Source organism: Bradyrhizobium sp. CFUWI (assembly GCF_056429085.1).
Window position 1 is genome coordinate 155,415 of sequence record NZ_JBWJZE010000014.1, and the last position, 20,976, is coordinate 176,390.

The following is a 20,976-nucleotide window of genomic DNA, read 5'->3' on the forward strand; positions in this document are numbered from 1 at the left end:
CCTTATCCGTTCCTCGTTAGACGAAACCCAACCGCTCGACGATGGCGAAAATCCAGAACGCACCAGCCATCAGCAGCGCCACGCCGACCGCGGCCGAGCCCATGTCCTTGACCCGGCCGATCTGCTTGTCGTGGTCCATGGTCAGGCGGTCGGCGAGCTTCTCGATCGCGGTGTTGAGGAGCTCGACGACCAGCACGAAGGCGACGGCGCAGACCAGCTCGACGGCCCGCATCGCGGTCGCGCCGATCAGCCAGGCGAGCGGCACCGACAGCAGGAGCGCAAAGATCTCCTCGCGGACGGCCTGCTCCGATCTAATCGCAAAGGCCAGACCGTTACGGGAATTGATCGTGGCCTTCCAGATCCGCAGCAAGGTTTTAGAGCCCCGCTGCGACCGGCATCGGCTGGGCCTTGCCGGCACGCTCCTGCTTGAGCAGTTCTGCGATCAGGAAAGCCATGTCGATGGATTGCTCGGCGTTGAGGCGGGGATCGCAGACCGTGTGATAGCGGTCGTTGAGGTCCTCGTCCGTGATCGCGCGGGCGCCGCCGAGGCATTCGGTGACGTCCTGGCCCGTCATTTCCAGATGCACGCCGCCAGCATGGGTGCCTTCGGCGGCATGGATCGCGAAGAACGATTTCACCTCGGACAGGATGCGGTCGAAGGGGCGCGTCTTGTAGCCCGACGTCGAGGTGATCGTGTTGCCGTGCATGGGATCGCAGGACCAGACCACCACCCGGCCCTCGCGCTTCACGGCGCGGATCATGTTCGGCAGGTGCTCTCCGACCTTGTCGGAGCCGAAGCGGCCGATCAGCGTCAACCGGCCCGGCTCGTTGTCGGGGTTGAGCACGTCGATCAGCTTCAGGAGCTCGTCGGGCTTCAGCGACGGGCCGCACTTCAGCCCGATCGGGTTCTTGATGCCGCGGAAATATTCGATATGGCCGTGGTCGAGCTGGCGGGTGCGGTCGCCGATCCAGATCATGTGGCCCGAGGTCGCGTACCAGTCCCCCGTGGTGGAATCGACGCGGGTCATGGCCTGCTCGTAGCCGAGCAGCAATGCCTCGTGGCTGGTGTAGAAATCGGTGGCGCGCAGCTCCGGGTGGCTCTCGAGATCGAGGCCGCAGGCGCGCATGAAGTTGAGCGCGTCCGAGATGCGGTCGGCCAGCTCCTTGTAGCGGCGGGACTGCGGGGAATCCTTGAGGAAGCCCAGCATCCATTGATGCACGCTGCCGAGATTGGCGAAGCCGCCGGTGGCGAAGGCGCGCAGCAGGTTCAGCGTTGCGGCCGACTGGCGATAGGCCATCAGCTGGCGCTGCGGATCGGGGACGCGCGCTTCCCTGGTGAAGGCGATGTCGTTGACGATGTCGCCGCGATAGCTCGGCAGCTCGACGCCATTCACCTTCTCGGTCGGCGACGAGCGCGGCTTGGCGAACTGCCCGGCGATGCGGCCGACCTTCACCACCGGCACCGCGCCGGCATAGGTCAAGACCACCGCCATCTGCAGCAGCACGCGGAAGAAGTCGCGGATGTTGTTGGCGCCGTGCTCGGCAAAGCTCTCGGCGCAGTCGCCGCCCTGAAGCAGGAAGGCTTCGCCGGCCGCAACGCGCGCCAGCGCCTTCTTCAGGTTGCGCGCCTCGCCCGCGAACACCAGCGGCGGAAAGGTCGCAAGCTGCGCCTCGACGTCGGCCAGGGCCTTGGCGTCGGGGTAGTCGGGCACCTGTAGCACCGGCTTGCTGCGCCAGGACTCGGGCGTCCACCGCTCGGACATCGCAATCTCTCCGTGAAGCAAAAAGCACAACCTGATCTGGGGGTTGTGAGGGCCGCCTTATACACAGGCTCGCTCCGCCCCGCCAGTTGTAAATCCGTTTGGCATCGCAAGCCCTTGCGGGGAAAGCCAAATTCGCATTTGCTGGGAAAGCTTGAGGAAACTGGCGAAATAGCTTCCGGCCATGGGCGCGGCATTGGACGACGTTTTCATCGACGAGATCAGCTTCCCGGCGACCGACGGGTATGGGCTCACCGGCACCCTGTTCCTGCCGTGGGGCGCCAAGCGCCATGCCGTCCTGATCAACTCGGCGACCGCGGTGCCGCGCAAGATCTATCGCGGCTTTGCTTCCTACCTCGCCCATCGCGGCTGCGCGGTGCTCACCTACGACTATCGCGGCATCGGCGATTCCCGGCTGCCGGCGATGGTCGGCTACAACCGGCCAAAGTCGCTGGTCGGCTTCAAGGCCTCGATGTCGGACTGGGCCGCGCTCGACGTCACCGCCGCCGTGCGCTGGATGCGCGAGCGGTATAATACGTTGCCGCTCGCCTATATCGGCCATTCCTTCGGCGGCCAGGCGCTCGGGCTGATCGCGAACAATACCGACATCTCTCGCGCGGCCTTGGTGGCCTCGCAGGCCGCGACCTGGCGGCTGATGACCTCACCCGAGAAGTACCGCGTCTTCGCTTTCATGAACCTCGTCGGCGTACCGCTGGTCCACGCGCTCGGCTATGCGCCGGGCTGGGCCGGAATCGGCGAGGATCTGCCCAAGGGGGTCTTCCTGCAATGGGCCGAGTGGGTCTCGAGCCCCCGTTATCTCTTCGATTCCAAGTTGCCGGCGCTGGACAATTTCACCAAGTTCAAGGGCGAGCTGCGGGCGCTGTGCTTTTCCGACGATCCCTGGGCGACACGGCCCGCGGTCGAGCTGCTCACGAGCGGGTTCTCCGCGATCAAGCCGGAGGTGCTGACGGTGAAGCCGTCCGAGGTCGGCGCCAAGGCCATCGGCCATTTCGGCTTCTTCCGCCCCGAGCACCGCGACACGCTATGGCGCGGCGTCGCGGAATGGGTCCAGGGGGAGTGAGCCCGCGTCAGCGAATGATGGTCGTGAGAGACGAGTAGCGCCTGTTCGGTTTTGCATCGCTCGGCGCGAATTGCGCGAACGCTTCGCTGACGCGGACCGCCGGCGGCGTGTCGCTCGCGAACCGAAACTCCTTCGGCCGCGGCGCGTAGAAGCTGGCGCGATAATAAGCCTCGTCGAAGCGCGCCTCGCCGACCCCGAACAATGCGTCACAGACCAGCAGGAGCGCGTAGACTCCCGCGACGGCTGCGACGATCTCCCTGAGAATTGACATGCCGATAGCCCTGCCCCTTTTGCAGGCAGGATGCAGATCGGTTCCAAAGACCTGGTTTAAAGCGCCGGGCTTGTTGTCCGCAGGGTTTGCCGCCGCTGAACGGATTGCAGACGATTTTATCGATCTTGCAACAAAGAGCCCGCCGGATCGGACGATCAGGCGGGCGCCTTGACTGGCCGCTCGGGAGGCTTCAGGCGGCCAGGTCCGTCAGTCGTGGGCGGCCTTCTCGCGATGGCCGCTCTCGCTGAGACGATCGACCCAGGCGATGCCGATCGCGGAGATGATGAAGGTCAGGTGGATCAGCACCTGCCACATCACGCCGGTCTCGGTGAAGTTGCTGCGCGTGGTGCCGAGATTGCCGGCTTCGATGAAGGTTCTGAGCAGCGAGATCGAGGAAATGCCGATGATCGCCATCGCCAGCTTGATCTTGAGCACGCTGGCATTGACGTGACCGAGCCATTCCGGCTCGTCCGGATGCCCGCTCAGGTTCAGGCGGGAGACGAAGGTCTCGTAGCCGCCGACGATCACCATGATCAGCAGGTTCGAGATCATGACCACGTCGATCAGCCCGAGCACGACCAGCATGATCTGCTGCTCGCTGGCGTCAAACGAGTGCAGGACCAGGTGCCAGAGCTCCTTCAGGAACAGCAGCACATAGACGGCCTGGGCGACGATGAGGCCGACATAGAGCGGCAATTGCAGCCAGCGTGAGCCGAAGATCAGCTTCGGAAGCAGCCCGACCGGCGGCAGCGGCGCCGAAGGTGCTTTGGGTTCGGACGTCATTGATCACTCCGGATTGCGAACGGGCCTGCGTCTCAGAGATTCGCGACGACAGGCGCGAGCTCGAGCGAACCCCGATAGATCATCTCGAAGGCGACGTAAATGATGATGGCAAGGCCGACATAGGCGACCCAGCGATGCTTCTGGAGCACGCGGCCGAGCAGATCGGCGGCGACGCCCATCATCGCGACCGAGAGCAACAGGCCGAAAATGAGGATGTAGGGGTGCTCGCGCGCGGCGCCCGCGACCGCGAGCACGTTGTCGAGCGACATCGAGACGTCGGCCGCGACGATCTGCACCGCGGCCTGGCCGAAGGTCTTTCGCTGTGCGGGCTCGGCGTCGGCGCCGCCGCCATGATTGAACGCGAGTTGCCCCGCATGCGACTGCTCGCGCAGTTCGCGCCACATCTTCCAGCACACCCAGAGCAGCAGCACGCCGCCGGCAAGCAACAGGCCGATGACCTGCAACAGCTGGGTGGCGACGCCGGCAAAGGCGATGCGCAGTACGGTGGCGGCAGCGATGCCGACGATGATGGCGCGGCGGCGCTGCTCGGTCGGCAGTCCCGCCGCGGCGAGGCCAATGACGACGGCGTTGTCGCCGGCGAGAACGAGGTCGATCAGGACAACTTGAAAGAGCGCAGTCAGCGCCTCGGGCGTGATGAATTCAATCATGATTGATCATTCTTCGCTATGGACGGATCGAGCCAGTGTGGCTTGCGGCGTTCGATCCAGTCGAAGACCTTCGAACGGGAGGAGCGCAGCGCAGGCACGTCCTCGGCAAGCAGCGCGAGTCCCAGCGGCAACATCCAGATGCCGAGCAACGGCAGGACGGATAGCACACCGCCAGCAACGAGCAGCGCGCCCGAGGGGATTCTGACCCAGCGGCTCGACGGTTTGAGCAGATAGGTGACGGCATCACCCATGCGCGGCGGCAGTCGATCGACGAGCTTGTCGAGGCGCGGGTCACCGCCCGCCAGTTCGCTGGCGGGACCCGCGGCCTCACGCGTACGCTCGCTCGATGCAGCGCTCATGCTTACTCCTCTGTGGCCAATTGCGGTTCGGTGCGCCCCCGACCCGGGATCGGCTTCGCGCGTGGCAGCGCCAGCGTCAGCAAGCGCAACAATTTGATCGCCTGCACTTCGTGGGGATGGACGTCCTGGTCGGCGGCCGCAACCCGCTGCGACAGTTCCATCAAATGTGACGACAACGGCATGTCCGAGACCGGCCGCAGCGTGTCGATCACGACATTGGCGAAATCCGGCTCCTCCAGCCGCTCGGCAAGTGCGTCGAACATTGCAAACAGCCTGTCGTCGTCGAGATGCGGCGCCAGGCCGCGATCCCTGATGAACCGGATCACCTCGTCGCGCTCGACCGGCGAAACCCGCCGGTCGGCCACGGCGACGAGCGCGCCGGCAATCACCAGCGCGGCCGCGGCCTGCTCGTTCAGGCTGGACGGCTCCGCGATCTCGATCTCGATCTCGATCTCGATGGGATTTGAATGCTTGGCGTCAGACATCGTTGCTCCCTTAGTCTTGCGAAATGGCCGCACGGAGCTGCGATGGGGACGATGGAGTCGGAGAGAACATCAAGGGCCCGACGATCGGCCAATCCATCGCATTCGCGCGGGACAGGTCATCCGACATCACGAGGTTTGCCGACATTGTCGGCGTCCTCGCCAGAGGGGCCCGGATTCTTGTTCGTACCAGAAATATAGGTGGCTCTGTCGGAATCAAGGCAAGATGACTGCGACCAGCCGCCGCATCGGTTCCATCTCTTTGGGAACGGGCCGAGGCGAACGACACTTTTCCAAACCCGTCAGCCGAGGCGTCAGGTCTGCGATGCATTGGCATCGCAATCCGAGCCTCGAAGAATGACTACTTGGCGATCGACGGACTCACAAATCCGATCAGCCGGCGCGGAGGTAGGGTCCGTGGAACCTTCAAGACCGGACATGACCGGTTCGTCCCGGCTGTCCGTTAAGGGCCCAGAAGCGGACATGATCGACGCTAGCGGTTGGCGTTCAAAACCTTCATTCGCGTCACCGTGACACCGCCTTCGGCAAGTTCAGGCAGCTTGGCGAGCCACGCCTTTACGTAGGGCATCTCATTATGAGCCTCGAAGTCTTCCTTACTGGCGAAGACCTCATAGAAGATGAACTGGCCAGAAGCTGCGCGGTCTTCCTGAAGAAAATATACGAGGTTCTTTGGGTCACTGCGCACGAGAGCGACAAGGGGCAGCGTGGCAGCGCGCAGTTCCTCTTCCCTGCCCGATTTGGCCCGGACCTGCGCAACCACCGAATAGGCGCCCTCTGGAATCCGGGAATAGTCTCTGCCCGGCTTCTCCTGCGCGACGGCAGCAACCTTCGCCGCAAGAACGGCGAGGAATACAACTGTCGTCAGTGACAGACGTCGATGAGTCGAATGCATTGCTGAGAACCCTTTCGTAGGGTCAACTGGATTGATGCGCTGCCGCTCGCATTCCTCCCTGCTCAGTTGGCAGCCAATTTACTCCGGCGTGCGCTCAACGCCTCCTCGAATGTCTTCTTCACGGGCCCCAGCGCTTGCACGAATTCGAGTTGTTCGCCTTCCGGCCCCTTGCAGTAAATCAGTGACCAGCCGTTGGATTTTCCCGCGGTGATCCGGTTGGTATTGGCCGACATCGGAGCCGCTAACCGCTCCTGTTCCGAGGTTACGGTGATCACGCGGTTGGCCCTTACCTGGGTCATCCCGCGGCGCGCCGATTCCGCCTCGAGATCGCGGACGAACTGATTGAAGTCGACATCGTCGCGCATGTAGAAGCAGATGTGCATCGATCGCGGATAGGCCGGGCTCATATGATCATGTGGTTCGGCGAAACTATCGCCTTTTCCCATCGGCTGAGTGGCATCCCGATACTGCAATAGCTCGATCACCACATTATCGAACTGAATGAATCGCACGTCGAGGCGCTGGCCGCCGCCCTTGAGATCGGGCACGCCCATCGTGCGCGGATTAACCCGCCGCTTGCGCGCCTCGATCTCCTGATCGGTCAGTAGAGTATTGTGTATCGCCTCACCCTGGAAGTCGCCATCTCGCATCACTTCGCTGCCGCCAAGGACTTCTGTATAGAACTCGAATGCACGATCCATGTTCTGTACGGTGACGCCAAAATGCTGGATGCCTTGTAAGCGCGCCCCCAGAGGGGCGCTATTTCGCGACGCCGCAGACATTTCGCCAGCAGTCTGCGCCGATGCGGGGACCGCGCTGGTCGCCGCCATGCCGACCACCAGTGCGGTTCCGGCAGCCTGAAGGACGGTCCTGCGATCAGGATCATGGGGATTGTTCGCCTTGTCGTCACACATTTCCTTCACTCCTGTTCACCGATCAGAATCCCCCGTTGGCGCGTCGCGCGCTCGGGCGATCACTGTCACACCATCTTGGCTGCCGTCATGGTGGCGCTGCTATTGGGCCAGGTAGCCTCCGTCAATCACCAGTTCGGCACCGGTGACGTAACTGGCTTCATCGGAGGCGAGAAAGAGGCAGCCATATGCAATTTCGCTCGGCTTGCCTCCGCGTTTCATCGGCGTTGTTGCGATGACGGCCTCGTTGAGGTCCGCGTCTTGTGCGTCGGTCAGCGGCGTGTGGATGAAACCTGGATGGACTGAGTTGACGCGAATTCCGTCGGCAACATACGTCATTGCGGCGTTCTTCGACATGATGCGGACTGCACCCTTTACGGCATGATAGGAATGCGCGCCTGCGACTGCAGAATTGCCCCAGATCGACGAGATGTTGACGATCGAACCCGACTTCTGCTTCCGCATAACGCGAATTGCCTCGCGCATGCCGAGAAAGACGCCGGTCTGATCGACCGCGATCATCTTCATCCACGCCTTCATCTCGAGTTCATGCAGCGGCTCGTACGCAATGATCCCCGCATTGTTGATCAGCACGTCGAGCCGACCGCGTTTTTTGACAACGATGTCCACCGCTGTTTTCCAGTCGCCTTCGCTGGTGACGTCGAGCGGTATGATCTCGATACCATCGGAATGTGGTTTCACGGGTGACGCAATATCGCTAGCGAAAACAGTTGCGCCCTCCTTGGCAAAAAGTTCCGAGACGGCATAGCCAATGCCACTTGCGGCCCCGGTGACCAACGCCACTTTCCCTTGAAGTCTCATTTCGCATCCCTTTCCAACTGGTATGCTGCGCCGTTGGCGTGCATCCGGGCTCGCTCAAACCTTACGACAGTCGAGGCGCTGGCGGGAGTTAAGCGTGGTTAAATCCGGTGAACCGCCTTGGGCTTCTACGCTCACTTGTCAGCCCCATATTTCGGACCCGGCGGACGAACTGATCGCTTGTTTGGGCAGGTCGGGGCGGTGAGCGGGACCCTTCGAACGTCGGATCAGACCCTTCGAAGTTCTTCGATGATCGAGCGAGCCTTCTTGAGGTCTGCCGTCTCGAACCCTTCCGTGAAACGATCGTAGACGGAACTGAGAAGCTGCTCGGCTTCCTTGGCGATGCCCTGCCGCCGCCAAAGCTGCGCCAAGCAAATGGCCGTCCGCAGTTCCCACGACAACGCACCTTGAAGCCGAGCCCATTCAAGGCTTTGCCGATAACGAATCTCGGCTGCCTTGATCGCCGACGCCGCTCCATCCGCTTCCAGTAAATGGCCCTGGATGCGCAGCAGCTCCGCCATGCACCAGCGCTCGTCACTTTGCTCGCACCACTCGAGCGCTTGCTCGATGGCCGTGCGCGCGGCTCCCGTCTGCCCGGCGGCGTGCAAACCCATGCCAAGAGTGCCCAGATAAAGCGGATATCGCAGGCGGTATCTCACATCCGTCAGCCTGTCGATGCCGTCCCGCAGGAGCGGCAGGCCCCCGCGGTCGCCTTTGGCGACCAGCAGCATGCCCTTCAAGCAATCGCCTTCGGCTCTTGAGACGACTCTAGCGTGCGCTGCCAGGTGGTCCTGCAACCGGTCCATCAAGCGCTGCGCGGTCGCCAAGTCTCCGACGTACAGCGCGAGAGGGCACGCACCGTGGATCAGCACATTGCACACGGTGAATGCATGGTCGGTCGCCTCGGCATCCTCGAGGGCGCTTTGAGCCATGCCAAGGGCTTGATCCGGAAATCCCAATAGCCAGAGGATGTTCGTCAGGTTGTACTTTGCTGCCACACGCTGGTCGTACTGGAAGCGGGCGATGTGCGAGTGCTGAAGAGACAGATGCTGGCCGAGCGTGTGCTCCAACTGGCGGCGTGCCTCTCTCTGGTCTCCCAGGTAATGCAGTGTGCTGCCGATCAGCCTATCGCAGCTCAGCAGATCCGCGACATCGCTTCTCTCTTGTGCAACGCTCCGAAATCGCCTCAGCAGATCAAGGGCCAACCGATAGTCTCCAACGTAGAAGCGACCGATGGCCAAACCCCAAAGCGGGCGCAGTTGGTATTCCCGATCCCCGAGGCGCTCAGCAATCTGAAGCGCCTTCGTCCAGACAGCGTCCACTTCCGGCAAAGGGCCCCTCTCGTGCAACAGCGCGGCCGCCAGCCCGGCATAAAGCTTCATGTCGTCGTGGTCGTTTCTAAAGAGTCCATTGCTGGCGAGGGCGCGGTCGATGCCGACCCGACATTCGTCGATCAACGACATATGCATCCACAAAGGAATGGCAGCGACGGTAAGTGCAACGCCTATTGCCATGTCGCCATCGGCGGAAAATGCCCAGCTCAGTGCGTTCCGAACATCGTCGATCGCGTGTCCATAGTCCGCCAACCAATCTGCGGCGGGGCGCGCCTCGACTTCGCCAGCGGCACGTGAAAGGATTTGGCGATGGTGCTCCGCGTGACGTCGCACAAGCATCTCGAGCTCCCCACTCTCGTTGAGCTTCTGCAGAGCGTAAGACCTCGTGGTATCAAGTAACCGATAGCGCACGATCGCACCGCTTGCATCGGCCACGACGAGCGACTTGGCGACCAGGCTCTCTATGCCGTTGATGACATCGCGGCCGGTTATGCGGCTGTCCGCAGCTACGGCCGCTGCGCACTCTAGACCGAACGCGCCAGCAAATACGGACAGGCGATTCAGAACCGATCGCTCGCCCATCGACAGGAGCTCATAGCTCCAATCAAGAGCAGCCGCCAAGGACCGATGGCGCGGCAGGGCGGTACGCCTGTCCTGCCTCAGCAGCCGAAAGCGGTCGTCAAGAAGCTTCGACAATTCCCTCGGCCCAAACGCATCAATGCGGGTGGCCGCTAACTCGATGGCAAGCGCAATGCCGTCGAGCTTGCGGCAGATCCCTGCCACAATGGGAGCATCCGCATCGTGCAGCACATAGTCCTCGACGCTCGCTATTGCACGTTCGACAAAGAGCTGGACAGCTGGAAATGCCAGCGCTTCGGCTGCCGTCAGTCGGACAGAAGCCGGCGCGCTCCCCAGGGGAGCGAGCCGATGCACGCGTTCGCCTCTGGCCCGCAACGGTTCACGACTCGTCGCGAGAATGTGGATGCCGGACGCGCCGCTAATCAGTTGCTCCGCCAACGTGGCCCCCGCATCGATCAGGTGCTCACAATTGTCGAGTACGATCAGCATTCGCCTATCGCGCAGATAGTCCTTCAGCGCAGCCACGGGATCTTGGAAGGAAATCGCGAGGCCCAAGCTGGAAATAAGCGCCCTCGACACTAGGGACGCGTCGCGCAACGGCGCCAGATCGACAAACCAAACACCGTGCTCGTAGGAAGCGATCAACGCTTCAGCGACAGCAAGAGCGACCGTTGTCTTGCCGATGCCTCCGGCTCCAACGACCGTAATGAACCGGTGTCGCGACAGTTGTTTCAGCAGAGCATCGATGGTGCTGGCGCGACCGATCGTTCTGGTCAAAGAGGCGGGCAGATTGTGCGGACGCGCCGCCGACACTGGAGGGAATGAGGTGTGTGGCGCTGAAATCTGGACCGGTGCCGCGAAACGATAACCGTGGCCGATCACTGTCGCCACATAGCGGCGGCCGGGCTGGCCCTCACCGAGCGCTCGCCGCAGCGCCGACATGTTGACCTTAAGATTGCTATCCTCAACGACGGTGCTGGGCCATACCCGAGCCATCAACTCGGCCTTGCTGACGACTTCGCCGGGACGCTCGACCATCGCCTCCAGAATCGCAAGCGCGCGACCGCCGACTCGAACGGCAGTCGTGCCCTCGAGCAGGAGCTGCCGTGCCGGGAAGAAACGAAAAGGCCCAAACGAGTACTCGCGTTCGGTCAGGTCGGTCGACTGGACGGTCAGATCCTCTTTACCTCATTTTACCTTACTTAACTTGACAAATTCTATCGTCGCCAAAGGGCCCTTGTCCATACACCGCGCGGGTGGCGAATCCTGGGCGTGGCCGGGCTTGAGGATGACGAGCGCCGACGAGGCACCGCCCCATCGATGCGCCGGAGGGCCTCGCAACTCCCCTACGGAAGTGCGTCGCAATAGCGCCGCCACATTTTGAATCGTGGCCTAAGCGCACTAACACTAGCTTTAGAGCCCATCATGCAGATGTCTGCCTTGGGTCAAAGGGCGCCCTCGGCAGTCTTCATGATGCGATTCCGCTCACCTCTCGGAAGCGGACAGGGCGAAAGCCCAGAGCGCAGGTCGGCCCCGTTGGGGGCACGTCCTGCATTTACGTGTTTTTCGGCCTCTATCTACTGATCGCGTTGAACTTGGCCTGCCTGCTGTGGGTCCCGATCGCGAGACGGCACGGATGGGGTGCTGAAGGTCGGCTCACGAGACATCTCGGTCGTCCCCGGATCGAAGACGAAAGCCGCAGAGCCAGTTCGCCGCGAGTGCGTACGAACCCCTAAGGAAGAGGCATGACTGTTTCAGACGAAGTCCGAGTTTGGCGGTTGCGAGCGCGAGGCTTTGCAGTTGCTGGAGCTCTATGTCTCGCGTTGATTCTCTTGCTGAAGATTCTCGATCCAACCGAGTTCGTGAAAAGCTCGATTGGTCCGCTTGTTCTGGTGCTCGTCGTTCTTTGGCTCTACGGGCTATATTGCACTTCCCGGTATTGGAAAGATTTTAGAGAAGTTGAAATACGACGCGGCGGATCAGCGGAAACCGCTCGCGAAAAATGGCATAAACTGCACCCGCCACCAGGCTAGATGCTGTTGGGCAGCAACAGGTCACAAGCCGCCGATCACGCTCAAGTCGCAGCCTTCCGCTTTGCATTGGCAAGCCGACGCTTATGAGTCCACGTCCTGGGATACCCGTTGCAACCGCGCAGGGTGAATGAAGGGGATGCCACGCGAAATGCGCGTCCTTTCCGAACACGACGAACAGCTGCAGCCAGGAACTATCATGCAGGCCAATGAGTTACCGCACATCATGGCATCTCCCGACAGGATACACCCATGTGCCGCTGGATCGCATACCGGGGCGAGACGACGTCGTTCGAGCCCTATGTCACCGAACCCGAGCATTCGCTGGTCGCGCAGAGCATCCGCTCGCTGCAATCGACGGCGGGCTCGAACGGCGACGGCTTTGGTCTCGGCTGGTACGGCGAGCATCCCGAGCCCGGGCTCTATCGCGAGACGCGCCCGGCGTGGTCGGACGAAAATTTGCGCTACCTCTGCCGGCATCTGCGCTCGCACTTGTTCTTTGCCCATGTGCGCGCCGCCACCGGCACGGCGGTGACGCGACAGAATTGCCATCCCTTTGCCTGCGGCCACTGGATGTTCATGCACAACGGATTCGTCGGAAGCTGGAATCGGCTGCGGCGCAAGGTCGAGGCGCTGATTCCCAACGACTATTACCCTTCGCGACTCGGCACGACCGATTCGGAAGCCGTGTTCCTGGCGATGATGGGCGCCGGCCTCGACAGCGATCCGCTCCGCGCGACGCAGCGCGTGCTGCAGGCTCTCGTCGGCCTCGTCAATGAAGGCCACTTGCGCGAACGGATGCGCTTCACCAGTGCGATCGCCAACGGCAAGGATCTCTACGCCTTCCGCGTCGCGGTCAACGACGCCGCGAACACACTCTATTTCCGTGAGGACGGCGGCCAGGTCATCGTCGTTTCCGAGCCGTTCGACAAGGAAGCGGACTGGAGCGAAGTGCCGCCAAACCACGCGCTGATCGCGCGGGCATCGGAAAGCGTGAAGATTGTTCCCTTCGACGCGACAATTTGCAGTAGCGCCGAGACGGAACCCGCCCCTGCCAGAAGGATTAGTTCCCGGAGGTGACACTGCCGGGTGGGACATGACCTTTGCTTCAGACGTTGTAAAACTTCTTCGACTGGATTCCTCCGACGACAAGCAGCACCTCGTCATTCGTTCCGCTGGCGGCGGCGGCAAGGCGGCGGAATATTCCTTCGGCATCGAGGAGGAGTATTTCCTGGCCGACCGCCGCAGCTTCGAGGTCGCGATCCAGACTCCCAACGAACTGTTCGAATCGGCAAACTGGTCGACCGGCGGTCAGGCCATGCGGGAGATGCTGCAATCCCAGCTCGAGGTCGCCACCAACGTTCACGTCGACGTCAACGACGCCCGCGAAGAGCTGCGCTTCCTGCGGCGCGAAGTGGCGAACGTCGCCGCGCAATATGGCTTCGTGATCATGGCCTGCGGCACCCACCCGACGGCGGTCTGGCGCATGTCGCAGCCGAGCCCGAAGCCGCGCTACGAGGAGATGATCGAGGATCTGCGCAGCATCGGCCATCGCAACATGATGTGCGGCATGCACGTGCATGTTCAGTTGCCGGATCCCGAGAGGCGCATGGCGGTGATGCGGGCGATGCTGCCGCACCTGCCGCTGTTCATCGCGTTGTCGGCATCCTCTCCGTTCTGGGATTCGCACAAGACCGGGCTGAAAGGCTACCGCCTCGCCGCCTATTCCGAGCTGCCGCGCACCGGCCTGCCCGAACTGTTCGAGAGCCGGCGGGACTACGACGAATATCTCGGCGCCTTGCAGCGCTCCGGCGTCATTCCCGACGAGAGCCACATCTGGTGGGCGATGCGTCCTTCGATGCGGCACCCGACGCTCGAGCTTCGTGCGCCCGACACCTGCACCTTCGTCGACGATGCTGTTGCCATCGCCTCGCTCTATCGCTGCCTGACGCGCCACCTCTATCTGCGGCCTCATTTGTCCAAGGAGGTCACGGCGGTCGAGCGTGCCATCGCGGTGGAGAATAAATGGCGGGCGCAGCGCTACGGAACCGATTGCATCTTTGCCTCCCGGGACGGACCGGTCACGATCTCGGAGCTGCTCTCCCGAATCATCGACGCCACGGCCGAGGACGCGGACCTCCTGGGGTGCGCCGCCGAGATCGCGCATTGCCGCGTCATTGTGGACCGCGGCAGCTCGGCCGAATTCCAGCTTCGCGCCTATCGCGAAAACGGCGACGACATCGCAGCCGTGTCACGATGGATCGCTACATCGACGATCTCGGGAACGAGCGCACCGATCGGGCGCAGGACTCCAGCGCCGTCATAGCGCCCGCACAAGCTTCGCGGACGAGAAACGTCATTTCTGAATTTGGTACGCCGTGGGGGAATGCATGACTGACATCGCCTGGTGCGCCGGTTGCGGCCACAGCCTGGTTCCGGTCCTGTCCGAGAACGGCCGCGCGCGGCCAAGCTGCTTCTGGTGCGAGGGCGTCGACGCGCGGACCATGGAGATGGCAAAGTGGGCGGACAGCCCGGCCGGCAAGCCGGATCGGGCCGCGCCTCGCGCCTTCGATTGAGGCGCACTCCGCGTCAAGCCCGCGCCACCAGGCGCGGACGGAACACGGACTCGGCGGCTGGGGAAGGCGCCGCGACCGGCTTCCGCGCCGGCCGGCGCCGCGGGATGAAGACATTGTTCACGAGGATCGGCTCGTGATCGCCGAGCGCGATCCGCTCCTTTGCGAGCAGGCCCATGACCGAGCGCATCTTGATCACCTCCTGCGCCACGAAGCTGCAATCCTCGGCGCGGTTGATCTGCTCGTGCATGATCGCCTCGGCTTCGCGCATGCTGACGCGAAGCGCTCTAATGGTTCTGCGAAGTTCGCTGATACGGTTGTCCATGGCTGCCTCCATCTCGGTGCAGCATAAGAACAAAACATGAACAATCTGTCAATCGCCGCCTCCCCGGTCGCGACGTTCGCTCATCATCCCAAGGCCGGCCTCGCGCCGCTTCTCCCCCGACGCCGCTGCACGCACTGGCGAGGCTTGCCGACAAATTAGACAGGTCCCGTCGCTACCCCGCAAGCACGCGCCCCCCGCACGGCGTCTGACGATCGGACCAAGCCATCGATCTAACGTCCCGTGCAACCATCGGATTTTCTCCTGCGCGAGCACGCGCGCATCGCGGCGCCGGGCTCGCTTGCTGCTTCGCCAACCAACTGGCCCAAAATTCGCAGTGACGTTGCGAGCGAAGCAACGGCGCAGAGCGGAGAACGTCATGAACGTGCATGCTGCGGGCGGTCTCAAGACGATCGGCCTCACCCATCCGAATGGCGCGCCGCTTCGCCTCAACATGCAGGACTTCGTCGCAATCGATCGCGACCGGAATGCGAAGTTCGAGGCGACGTATCGTCCGCAAGCGCTCTACAATCGCGCCAACGAAGGCTTTCACGCCAACAACGAAACCTTCCTGCTGCACGAAGTCGCGACCAATCTGCCGATCTACCGTCCCGACACCGGTCCCACCGATTTCCATCTGCATCTTCCGCCCGGCGGCTTTCAGCTCGTGCTGGTCACCTCGGGCGCCTTCACCTTCGACTATGACGGGCGTTTCTATAATGTCGGCCCTGGCGCGGTGATGCTGCAAAGCGCGATCGTGCATCGCCAGCTGTTCTACACCTGGTCGGGCCTGTCGACCGAAGAGAACCTGAAGACGCCGCAGACAGTGGTGCCCGACCCGATCTCGATGGGCTATTCGGGCAAATTCCTCGAAGCCTTCATCACCGATCCCACCACCTTTCCGAATCCGACCATCGTGGGTCCGGACCAGATCGACGAGGCCGAGACGCCGCGCGTGGCCTGGAGCCACAAGCTGCACGACCGGCCGGCCGGTGCCGGCTTCTGGCTGCAGGATCCGCTGGCGCTGGATGCGCTGTTCAAGCCGCTCCTAGATGGTTCCGTCAAATCGGCCATGCCGGTTTTTCTGCGCGATATCGGCATCGAGGGCCCGAGTGGCCATCTCGTCACCGGCCACATCATCGCAACCGATCCGCGCGGCCAGTCGCTGCTGCCGAAGAGCACGTCGATCGCCGCCGATGCGACCTGCCTTGCGAAGGGCGAGGTCGTGATCTACCGCGTCATTCGCGGCACGGCCGAGTTCAGGAAGAGAGCCGGCGAGAGCTTCGAGCTTGCCGCCGGCGACGTAGTGACGGCGGGCAAGGATTCGATCAGCCTCGTTGGCGTCGGCGAAAACACCCAGGTGCTCCGCCTCGGCCTGCTCAAGGGCATGAACGAGCTGCGCAGCTGGACGCCGACGCAACGCGACGAGATCGACGCACTCGCCGGTCAGATCATCACGCACAAGGACGTCCGTCCGCTGCGCACCGAAGGCAAGCCGGTCGGGTATCTGTACGGATAGGCAGTTCGCAGCTAGACGCCCGAGGTCTTATGACGCAAGAATCGGGCAGCTCTCATTTGAGAGCGGCTATTCAGTCGTTGGTCTGGGCCATCGAGGAGATTGCTCGAGCCGCCAACAAAGAGACCCAGCATCACGCACATTTGGCGCTGAAGTACTTGGAGACCAACAGCAGTCCGTTTGACAAGAATACTTTATGCCCCGCGTTATGTAACGCCTCTGTAGGTGCTCCAGTTCGCAAGTCGCTTCGCTGTGCCGGCGATCTCCTCTGGAGCCGTGATTCCGAGCTTCGCCAATAATCGCGCTCGCTGTTCGGCGATTTGCTTGCGGCTGCCTCCAAGCCGTACAGCGATCTCCGCGTCTGTTTTCCCGGCGGCCAAGCGCCTGAGAAAGCGCTTCTAGTGAGGGCTGAGCAAAATGTCGGTCATTTGCCTCGTGTCGTGTCTCGTGACTCCTCCGCCGCGACAGCGGTCAGAAGTTCGAATTGACTCGCGAGGCCGCTTAGGCTGTTCGCGATGTTTCTGAGGAGGTTCGCCTTTCTTGGTGACACTCCATTTTCCTCGGCCGTTCTTCGATAGTCGCTCGCGAGCTTCCGGCACTCCTCGGCGGTCTGCATGGGTCACTCTCCCAGGCCAAATGTAAGCCCATTTTGGCGGACTGAGATCGATCGCTCTCGAAAGCATAATGATCGCGTCCAAAAGGGGCGGCCCGGTTCGGCTTAGATGCGCCCATTGGAAATCAAAAGCCAAGGGCGAGAAGAGAAAAGGCCGCGATTGTGAATATGCCGGCTGACATGGCGAGCGCTAGGTGAACGCGGTCTCGCACGGATTACATCCCCGGCCGCCGATAAGCTTACATCTAACCTTAGCGGGCAACAGTTCAAAAGTGAACGTTCGGCCTCATGAGGTAGAGCTGGCTCGCGCTCGCTGAGCATCGATCCGCTCGCATTCGCGCGGGTTCCGGATGCCATCTGCTGATGCCCTGGCGCTGCATGCGCAAGGTTGCCTCCGCCATTCCTAACCAGGCGGCTCTTTCCGAACGCCATCACGTGGCCGCGCTCAGCTGCATCAAGGCACACTCACACGGTGCTTTTCCGAATGCTTTCGCACCTCTCGCTGTTGCGACGGCCGGTCATGGCCGAAGTTTACTTCGGGAGACATTCGACGTTGTATGCAATGATGATCTGCGTCGGATCGGCTTTCCCGAGGCTCTTCAAATCTTCCAAACCGCTTCTAAGCTTGGCTCCTGCCTCACCCAAGCTGCCTTCAAGTGTAGTCTTGGCCTTCCGGCATCGCTCTTCACTCGTGAACTCCTGAAACACGACTGTTGGGAGGAGCCTCCATTCCGCCTTGTCACTGGTGGCGGCCGGGCTGACTGAGTAGGAGAAGACGTACATCAGGACCCACATCCTCTTGCTCCGCACGTGATGAGCACCGCTAGCTGGCCCCTCGACCTGAGCCGCTCATGTCCTACTGCTAGTTGATGTAGATCAATTTCCTGCGGTTCCGATTGTCAAAATGGATCACAGGAAACAGTCGACCTTTGGGGCGATAGGTATGAAACGCTGGATGGGGCTTCTCATCACAATGCTCATGTTAATTGGATCATGCGCAAGCGAGGCGGCCGTGCGGATCGCATACGATCCCGGTGGACGGATCGGGAAATATATCTATAGGTATGAGCGACTGCGCGCCTCAGGCCAGAACGTAATTATCGACGGTTTCTGCGCATCTGCCTGCACGATTGTCTTGGCGACCTTGCCCTCCAACAGGATTTGCGTCACTTCACGTGCAGAGTTAGCGTTTCACGCCGCTTGGGACATTGGGCATCGTGGGCGGCCCGTGGCAAACCCCGGTGCGACCCGCATGATCTACTCGATGTATCCGGGGCCGGTGCGTCGCTGGATCGACCAAAGTGGCGGGTTAACGCGGCGAACGATATTTCTTAGTGGAAGCCCGCTACAGGCCATGTATCGCTCGTGCCCAGCCTGAGCCAGCGAGAAACTTCTTAGTCGTCTGGCCCAGGGCAAGACTGACGGGTAAATCGCGATCGAGATCGGCGGCAGAACAGATCAAATCGGACTGCGGCGCCAAAGGCTGATTGAAAGATTGCAAATTCGATCGCAAGAGCAGCTTGAAGGCGCCCCGAAGACGTTTACACCTTATCCGGACCGGTCGCCGAGAGAGCGAGGGACGCCGCCGTCCCCGCTCGCCTGGCTCAATACTGATACGGATATTGACCTGGGCAGACATAGTTGCCGTAGGCATTGTAGTAGCAACCATTGTTGTAGTTGTTGTAGTATCCGTAGGCTCCCGCCGCCGCAGCGGCGCCTGCAGCCGCAGCGCCGTAGCCCCAACCCGGTCGATAGTAGCCGCCACCGTATCCGGGGTAACCCGCGATCGGTCGTCCTGGACGGCCGGCGATTGGACGACCTGGATAACCCGGTCGACCTGCTATTGGATGCGAAGACCGAGGACCTCCGGCCACGCGATAGCCGCGACCGCCGTGAATGCGTCCCGCGTGAGCGGCGCCGCCCCGAATGTGAGCTGCTCTCATCCCGCCGCCATGAAAGCCTCCCGCGCGCATGCCGCCGCCGTGAAATCCTGCCCCACCGCCAAAGCCGCCACCTCCACCGCGGCGTGCAAATGCATCATCAGGAACAAGGCTGGCAGCAACGAGGATCGCGGCCGCAAAACCGATCAGACCGTATCGAACCATAGCATCCTCCCGGGTAGCAATGTGCCGACGACTGCTGTCTTCAGAATTGAAGGCTTCGCCAGCGGCATCGGTGGCAATCAGTTCTCTTCCTTCATCTTGCGCGCTTGATTTAAATCAATTGAGCAAGGCCGCACTCAATCGGTGTGTATGTTCCCATCAGGAACTACCGCGCTCCGCATGACCTCAGGACGAGTGGACGAAGGTACGGAACCGCAGCATCGCGAAGCATGGGCATGCTTGCCCGCCTCCTCGCGGAGCGACGCTGTTGCTTGGCCGATGGCTTCCTTGTAGTCGTCGCCTTTGCTTGCGGGCTGTGAGGATAGAGACCCCTCACCCGGCTTCGCGTTCCGCAAAACCACCCTCCCCGCAAGGGAGAGTAAGCAAGAGCCGCTCGCGCCCCTACTCCGCCGCCTGGCGGACGTGCCGCGCGGTCGGGGTGCGCATGGTGACGAGCTCCTCGGCCGCGGTCGGATGCAGCGCGATCGTCGCGTCGAAATCGGCCTTGGTCGCCTTCATCTTCACAGCGATCGCGACGGCTTGCGTGATCTCGGCGGCGGCGTCGCCGACGATATGGCAGCCGAGCACGCGATCGGTCGCGCCGTCGACCACGAGCTTCATCAGCACGCGGGTGTCGCGGCCCGACATCGTCGCCTTGATCGGGCGGAACGTCGTCTTGTAGATGTCGACGTGGCTGAATTGCGCGCGCGCTTCGGTTTCGGTCAGCCCCACCGTGCCGACCTCCGGCTGCGAGAACACGGCGGTCGGGATGTTGGCGTGATCGACCCTGACCTCGCGCTTGCCGAACACGGTATCGGCGAAGGCATGGCCCTCGCGGATCGCGACCGGCGTCAGGTTGAAGCGATGGGTGACGTCGCCGATCGCATAGATGCTGTCGACCGAGCTCTTCGAGAAATGGTCGACCGCGATGCCGCCATTCGCAGGATTGATGGCGACGCCGGCCTTCTCCAGCCCGAGATTGGCCACCGCCGGATGGCGGCCGATCGCGAACATCACCTGGTCGGAAGCGAGGCTCGATCCGTTCGACAGATGCGTGGTGAACTCCTCGCCATGACGATCGACCTTCGCCACCGTGCAGCCGGTGAGGATGGTGATGCCCTGCTTCTCCATCTCGGCTCGGACATGGGCGCGGACATCCTCGTCGAAACCGCGAAGGATGTTGTCGCCGCGATAGACCACGGTGACGTCGGAGCCGAAGCCGGCGAAGATGCCGGCGAATTCCAGCGCGATATAGCCGCCGCCCTGGATCACGATCCGCTTCGGCAGCTTCTTGAGATGGAACGCCTCGTTGGAGGAGATCACGTGCTCGATGCCGGGGATCGCGGTACCGTGGTTGGGCGCGCCGCCGGTGGCGATCAGGATGTATCTTGCGGTAATCTTGCGGTCGTTCTCGAGCAGACGGACGGTGTGCTTGTCCTCGATCACCGCGCGGCTCTTGACGATCTGCGCGCCGGACTTCTCGACATTGGCCGTGTAGGCCGCCTCCAGCCGCGCGATCTCCTTGTCCTTGTTGGCGATCAGCGTCGCCCAGTCGAAGCTGGCGGGCGGAACGGTCCAGCCGAAACCGGCGGCGTCCTCGAGCTCGTGACGGACATGCGAGCCGATCACGAACAGCTTCTTCGGCACGCAGCCGCGGATCACGCAGGTCCCGCCCATGCGGTACTCCTCCGCGATCATCACGCGCGCGCCGTGACCGGCCGCGATGCGGGCGGCCCGCACGCCGCCCGAACCGCCACCGATGACGAAGAGGTCGACGTCGAATTCAGCCATTGTCCACTCCGACCTCTAAAGCATGGTCCGGACCCGGAGAGCCGCGCCAGTGCAAAGTGTGCAGCGGTT

General features: G+C 62.3%; 22 protein-coding genes. 8 read left to right on the top strand and 14 right to left on the bottom strand.

Annotation, left to right across the window (positions count from 1 at the left end):
• Positions 1-16: 16 nt before the first annotated feature.
• Together AC066S_RS27495 and AC066S_RS27500 are read right to left on the bottom strand one after the other, a co-directional pair.
• Complete coding sequence (locus AC066S_RS27495; protein ID WP_478271080.1) at positions 17-370, bottom strand: diacylglycerol kinase; 354 nt, start codon at positions 368-370, stop codon at positions 17-19.
• Between the two features lie 4 nt (positions 371-374).
• The gene (locus AC066S_RS27500; protein WP_126261566.1) at positions 375-1,763 is read right to left on the bottom strand and encodes a class II 3-deoxy-7-phosphoheptulonate synthase; all 1,389 of its coding nucleotides are present in this window, start codon (positions 1,761-1,763) and stop codon (positions 375-377) included.
• A gap of 181 nt (positions 1,764-1,944) precedes the next feature.
• Here AC066S_RS27500 and AC066S_RS27505 point away from each other — a divergent pair, with 181 nt between their 5' ends.
• Positions 1,945-2,841: an alpha/beta hydrolase family protein gene (locus AC066S_RS27505; protein WP_478271081.1), complete on the top strand. Its 897-nt coding sequence runs from the start codon at positions 1,945-1,947 to the stop codon at positions 2,839-2,841.
• A gap of 7 nt (positions 2,842-2,848) precedes the next feature.
• On the opposite strand, the gene AC066S_RS27510 is transcribed toward AC066S_RS27505, so the two are convergent.
• The 9 genes from AC066S_RS27510 to AC066S_RS27550 form a co-directional block, all read right to left on the bottom strand.
• Entirely contained in the window at positions 2,849-3,112 is a 264-nt protein-coding gene (locus AC066S_RS27510) for a hypothetical protein (RefSeq protein WP_478271082.1), read from the bottom strand.
• A 207-nt stretch (positions 3,113-3,319) separates the two neighbouring features.
• The gene (locus AC066S_RS27515) at positions 3,320-3,895 is read right to left on the bottom strand and encodes a TIGR00645 family protein (RefSeq protein WP_126261563.1); all 576 of its coding nucleotides are present in this window, start codon (positions 3,893-3,895) and stop codon (positions 3,320-3,322) included.
• Positions 3,896-3,927: 32 nt separating this feature from the next.
• Entirely contained in the window at positions 3,928-4,563 is a 636-nt protein-coding gene (locus AC066S_RS27520) for a TerC family protein (RefSeq protein ID WP_126261562.1), read from the bottom strand.
• On the bottom strand, positions 4,560-4,922 hold the full coding sequence (locus AC066S_RS27525) for a hypothetical protein (protein WP_126261561.1): 363 nt from the start codon (positions 4,920-4,922) through the stop codon (positions 4,560-4,562). Before AC066S_RS27525 ends, AC066S_RS27520 begins: the two co-directional genes overlap by 4 nt.
• A gap of 2 nt (positions 4,923-4,924) precedes the next feature.
• Positions 4,925-5,407 carry a tellurite resistance TerB family protein gene (locus AC066S_RS27530; RefSeq protein ID WP_478271083.1) on the bottom strand — a complete coding sequence of 161 codons (483 nt, stop codon included), beginning with the start codon at positions 5,405-5,407 and terminating at the stop codon, positions 4,925-4,927.
• 490 nt (positions 5,408-5,897) lie between these two features.
• Positions 5,898-6,317, bottom strand: coding sequence for a putative quinol monooxygenase (locus tag AC066S_RS27535; RefSeq protein WP_135168336.1), 420 nt, complete (start codon positions 6,315-6,317; stop codon positions 5,898-5,900).
• A gap of 62 nt (positions 6,318-6,379) precedes the next feature.
• Positions 6,380-7,231, bottom strand: a complete 852-nt coding sequence (locus AC066S_RS27540) for a VOC family protein (RefSeq protein WP_135168335.1) — start codon at positions 7,229-7,231, stop codon at positions 6,380-6,382.
• Between the two features lie 99 nt (positions 7,232-7,330).
• Entirely contained in the window at positions 7,331-8,050 is a 720-nt protein-coding gene (locus tag AC066S_RS27545; protein WP_478271084.1) for an SDR family NAD(P)-dependent oxidoreductase, read from the bottom strand.
• A 224-nt stretch (positions 8,051-8,274) separates the two neighbouring features.
• The gene (locus AC066S_RS27550) at positions 8,275-11,136 is read right to left on the bottom strand and encodes an ATP-binding protein (RefSeq protein WP_478271099.1); all 2,862 of its coding nucleotides are present in this window, start codon (positions 11,134-11,136) and stop codon (positions 8,275-8,277) included.
• Positions 11,137-11,705: 569 nt separating this feature from the next.
• Here AC066S_RS27550 and AC066S_RS27555 point away from each other — a divergent pair.
• The 4 genes from AC066S_RS27555 (at position 11,706) to AC066S_RS27570 (ending at position 14,566) form a co-directional block, all read left to right on the top strand.
• Positions 11,706-11,993 carry a hypothetical protein gene (locus AC066S_RS27555; RefSeq protein WP_478271085.1) on the top strand — a complete coding sequence of 96 codons (288 nt, stop codon included), beginning with the start codon at positions 11,706-11,708 and terminating at the stop codon, positions 11,991-11,993.
• Positions 11,994-12,242: 249 nt separating this feature from the next.
• Positions 12,243-13,070 (top strand): class II glutamine amidotransferase, encoded by an 828-nt coding sequence (locus AC066S_RS27560; RefSeq protein ID WP_135168331.1) that lies wholly within the window; start codon positions 12,243-12,245, stop codon positions 13,068-13,070.
• Positions 13,071-13,086: 16 nt separating this feature from the next.
• Positions 13,087-14,316, top strand: coding sequence for a carboxylate-amine ligase (locus AC066S_RS27565; protein ID WP_135168330.1), 1,230 nt, complete (start codon positions 13,087-13,089; stop codon positions 14,314-14,316).
• Between the two features lie 64 nt (positions 14,317-14,380).
• On the top strand, positions 14,381-14,566 hold the full coding sequence (locus AC066S_RS27570) for a hypothetical protein (protein WP_478271086.1): 186 nt from the start codon (positions 14,381-14,383) through the stop codon (positions 14,564-14,566).
• A 13-nt stretch (positions 14,567-14,579) separates the two neighbouring features.
• Here the strand turns inward: AC066S_RS27570 and AC066S_RS27575 are convergent, their stop codons facing one another.
• Entirely contained in the window at positions 14,580-14,888 is a 309-nt protein-coding gene (locus AC066S_RS27575; protein ID WP_235885019.1) for a hypothetical protein, read from the bottom strand.
• Positions 14,889-15,264: 376 nt separating this feature from the next.
• On the opposite strand from AC066S_RS27575, the gene AC066S_RS27580 reads away from it, so the two are divergent.
• On the top strand, positions 15,265-16,404 hold the full coding sequence (locus AC066S_RS27580) for a hypothetical protein (RefSeq protein WP_478271087.1): 1,140 nt from the start codon (positions 15,265-15,267) through the stop codon (positions 16,402-16,404).
• A 1,141-nt stretch (positions 16,405-17,545) separates the two neighbouring features.
• Here AC066S_RS27580 and AC066S_RS27585 read toward each other — a convergent pair.
• Positions 17,546-17,797 (bottom strand): hypothetical protein, encoded by a 252-nt coding sequence (locus AC066S_RS27585; protein WP_245481522.1) that lies wholly within the window; start codon positions 17,795-17,797, stop codon positions 17,546-17,548.
• 160 nt (positions 17,798-17,957) lie between these two features.
• On the opposite strand from AC066S_RS27585, the gene AC066S_RS27590 reads away from it, so the two are divergent.
• Both AC066S_RS27590 and AC066S_RS27595 read left to right on the top strand, forming a co-directional pair.
• A complete protein-coding gene (locus tag AC066S_RS27590; protein WP_126261551.1) occupies positions 17,958-18,392 on the top strand; it encodes a hypothetical protein in 435 nt (144 codons plus the stop codon).
• Positions 18,393-18,921: 529 nt separating this feature from the next.
• Positions 18,922-19,227 carry a hypothetical protein gene (locus AC066S_RS27595; protein WP_478271088.1) on the top strand — a complete coding sequence of 102 codons (306 nt, stop codon included), beginning with the start codon at positions 18,922-18,924 and terminating at the stop codon, positions 19,225-19,227.
• A 291-nt stretch (positions 19,228-19,518) separates the two neighbouring features.
• On the opposite strand, the gene gor is transcribed toward AC066S_RS27595, so the two are convergent.
• Positions 19,519-20,907, bottom strand: a complete 1,389-nt coding sequence (gor, locus tag AC066S_RS27600) for a glutathione-disulfide reductase (protein ID WP_478271089.1) — start codon at positions 20,905-20,907, stop codon at positions 19,519-19,521.
• Between the last annotated feature and the right edge of the window lie 69 nt (positions 20,908-20,976).